General features: G+C 32.7%; 4 protein-coding genes. 1 reads left to right on the top strand and 3 read right to left on the bottom strand.

Annotation, left to right across the window (positions count from 1 at the left end):
• The coding region (locus ACFFGL_RS12075) for an IS110 family transposase (protein ID WP_378928521.1) at window positions 1-640 on the top strand (640 nt) is incomplete at its 5' end.
• A gap of 114 nt (window positions 641-754) precedes the next feature.
• Here the strand turns inward: ACFFGL_RS12075 and ACFFGL_RS12070 are convergent.
• From ACFFGL_RS12070 to ACFFGL_RS12060, 3 genes are all read right to left on the bottom strand, one after another.
• Window positions 755-1,225 carry a HEPN family nuclease gene (locus ACFFGL_RS12070; protein ID WP_309730848.1) on the bottom strand — a complete coding sequence of 157 codons (471 nt, stop codon included), beginning with the start codon at window positions 1,223-1,225 and terminating at the stop codon, window positions 755-757.
• 9 nt (window positions 1,226-1,234) lie between these two features.
• Window positions 1,235-2,620 carry a hypothetical protein gene (locus ACFFGL_RS12065; RefSeq protein ID WP_309730846.1) on the bottom strand — a complete coding sequence of 462 codons (1,386 nt, stop codon included), beginning with the start codon at window positions 2,618-2,620 and terminating at the stop codon, window positions 1,235-1,237.
• 63 nt (window positions 2,621-2,683) lie between these two features.
• On the bottom strand, window positions 2,684-3,003 hold a 320-nt coding region (locus tag ACFFGL_RS12060), incomplete at its 5' end, for an integrase core domain-containing protein (RefSeq protein ID WP_378928518.1).

The raw sequence follows: 3,003 nt of genomic DNA, 5'->3' as shown, positions 1-3,003 counted from the left end.
CCTGTACAATGCCCTTACTGATGTACAGGCAGAATGCCTGCAGCTCTTTCGCCTTATGGATAGTTACCTGAAGAAACGTACGGCGACCAAGAATAAACTTCACGGAGAAGAAGTTCTTGGCATTCCGTCCAAGTATGTTTATGGGTCTTTAAAGCGAGATCTCAACCACTTGAACAAAGAGGTTAAAAGGATTGAAGATCGCTTACTGGAACTTGTAAAACAAGATCAGCAGCAGCAATTAACTTTGCTAACCAGTATACCTGGCATAGGGATCAAAACTGCCTTGTTTTTAGTGGTGATAACCGATGGTTTTACTAAGTTTGAGAAAGCTTCCCAGTTGTGTAGTTACGTAGGGATTACCCCAACGATACTGGAATCAGGAAGTAGTGTAAGAGGTAGAAGCAGGATCAGTAAAGTGGGAAACAAAAAGCTCCGAAACCTATTATTTCTGTGTGCGTTCAATGCGTGCAAGCACAATAAGGGTTGCAGGGCAATCTATGAGCGAATTGTGGCCAAGGGTAAAAGCAAGAAACTGGCGTTGATTGCAGTGGCTAATAAGCTTTTAAAACAAGCCTTCGCTATTGCTAAATCAGGATTGCCTTATGATGAAAACTATGTATCTATTCTAGCAAAAGGATAGATAGAAAAAAGAAGTAAATATTACAGCTAAGATCTATTCGTATAGATGTTAGTACAGTCTAATTATGTCTCAAATTTAATGTAGAAAAAAGTTGGTTTTTACCTCAGTTCTTTGTTAGCTGCTGGCTTTTTTATTCAGTTCTTTTAAATATTCATCTGCAATATAGAAAGCAAATTTTCTTAATTCAGAGGTTTTGAGTTCAAGATTTAGTCCAATATTTCCATTATGGCTGTCCTGTATAATTACTCCTTTCCACTTATTATCTTCACTAATGGATTCAATTCTTTGATGTGCAATCCCATTACGTATTCGGGTCAATAGATTTTTTAAATCATTGTTTTTACCACGTCTGTCAAAATGAAAGTTAGGTGAGTTTAATACAAATTGAATTTCTGGAATATCATTTAAATCCTTGTTCATAAAATTCAGCTTTCTTATTCTCGCATTGTGTTGATGCGGTAAAACAATTAAGCTCAATATCCCATTCATTAAAAGTGTCAAATTGTATTTACCTTTATATGACTGAATTAGTTCTTTCGTTCTCCTTATTAATTCTATATCGTATTTACCATTTGGAATTCCCATAACTCTAATTTATTGGTCAAAATATAATTGAAAATGTCCATTTGGTCTTGTCAATCGAAATGTTATTTCATCTAATTGCCATTTCCTTCCAATCCATTCTTCTTCCTTGAATTCTTCATCTTTTATTTGCCCCAAATTCTCAATGTCATTTCCAAGTATCTCACTTAATTGTTTGTATAAATGTTGAATTTCCATAGAGTAAACTCTGTGGTTGCTTGGACCATTTTGACTTAGAAGAATTAGTGTTTTGCTATCATCATTTGGAATAAGAACCATAATTTTATTAAAAAAGCCAAAGAAAAAGAATGGAACATAATAGGTTCTCAAAGTAGCTGTTTCCATTACTTCTTCATAAAAGTCGGCTGTTTTAATTATTTCAAAAGGTATTCTGAAATTAAGAATGACCTCTTTTATATCTAGATATTTTTGATAATATTCTACAAATTCAGAAGGTTTAAAAACTATTGTGTTAATGCCTAACTTTTCATAAATCAATTTTGTTTTCTTGTATGATTTATTGTCATTTATGATGTAGAAATTACAAGTTGAAGCAAAGGCAGCGTGAAAAGCATCTTCGGTAGTATTTTTAAAAGTCTCTTTCCTTCCCTTTTTTATATTCACTTTGTCTTCTTGATAACCGTGAATATCAAGTAAGAGATATTCATTTGTAATTTCGTTGAACCATTCAGGTCCATTTTTTGTGTTATCAATGAATTGGTTTGGACTAGTTCTAACTTTTTTGTACTTATCTTCTATTATTTTATATGGGTCTTTTGAGTCAAATATTTTATCTCTATTAATTCCCATTCCTCCTTGAACAGTTTTTCTTAATTCTTGATATCCATCAGATTCATTAAGGTTTAAGTTCATTTGGCTGAAACTTTTAAAAAAACCTTCCATAGTTGGATTTTCTTTGAGTCCAGGAAACATTTTGTCCATTTGTTCAGCACTTTCTTGGTTTTCAAATGCTTGTTTGAGTGATTCTTCGAGAGGTATTGATTTTAGTAAGTTTATAAGTGATTTTCCAATACTTTTAGTAAGGTCGTCTTGCTCAAAAATGTTCATTAATCCATCAAGACTTAAATCATTAAAGAGGTCTTTTTCCTCAATTCTTTGTTCGAAAAGTTCTTGAGGTGGATAAAAGTCAAGTACAACATCTTTTCCAGTATTCATTAAACACTTGTTTTTGGTAAGCTCGGAAATAAAGTTTAAATCTGATTCAATATATTCTCTTTGTGTACTGGTTTCTTTAAAGCTAGAGAATATGTCTCCAATGTGAGAAGTAGAAAATGGAATGAATAATTTTTCATTGTCAAGAATTATTTCTTTCAGCTCGCTATGGTCGCCATTTTTGATTTGCGACAATACGTTCCAATCGAAATATGTCTTTATCATATGAAATTCATTCGGTGTCTTATACTGAAATAGGTTGACCATTTTTGGTTTACTATTTTGTTTTTATTGAGTTACTAATATCGGTATTTTTCTGTACTGTCTGTAATTATGATTTTGATTGCTGTGAGCAAAGTCTGGAGTTTTAAATTCTAGGCTGTAGTGCATTCGTTTTGAATTGTAGATTTTGACTGCTTTTTTAACCATTTTCTGAGCTAATTTTAGACTCACAATTGTTTTACCCAATCCAAATTCCTGTTTTAATATTCCGTTTATTCGTTTTGCTACAGCATTCTCATATGGGTCGTATTGTTGTGTCATACTGATGTTGATCTCGTTTCTCTCCGCGAAGTTGGTATAGGTAAGGTTACAGTATTGTAGACCGC

The organism is Mesonia maritima (assembly GCF_042433895.1).
GTDB classification, from domain to species: Bacteria; Bacteroidota; Bacteroidia; order Flavobacteriales; family Flavobacteriaceae; genus Mesonia; species Mesonia maritima.
This window is presented reverse-complemented; position numbering and strand designations above follow the sequence as displayed.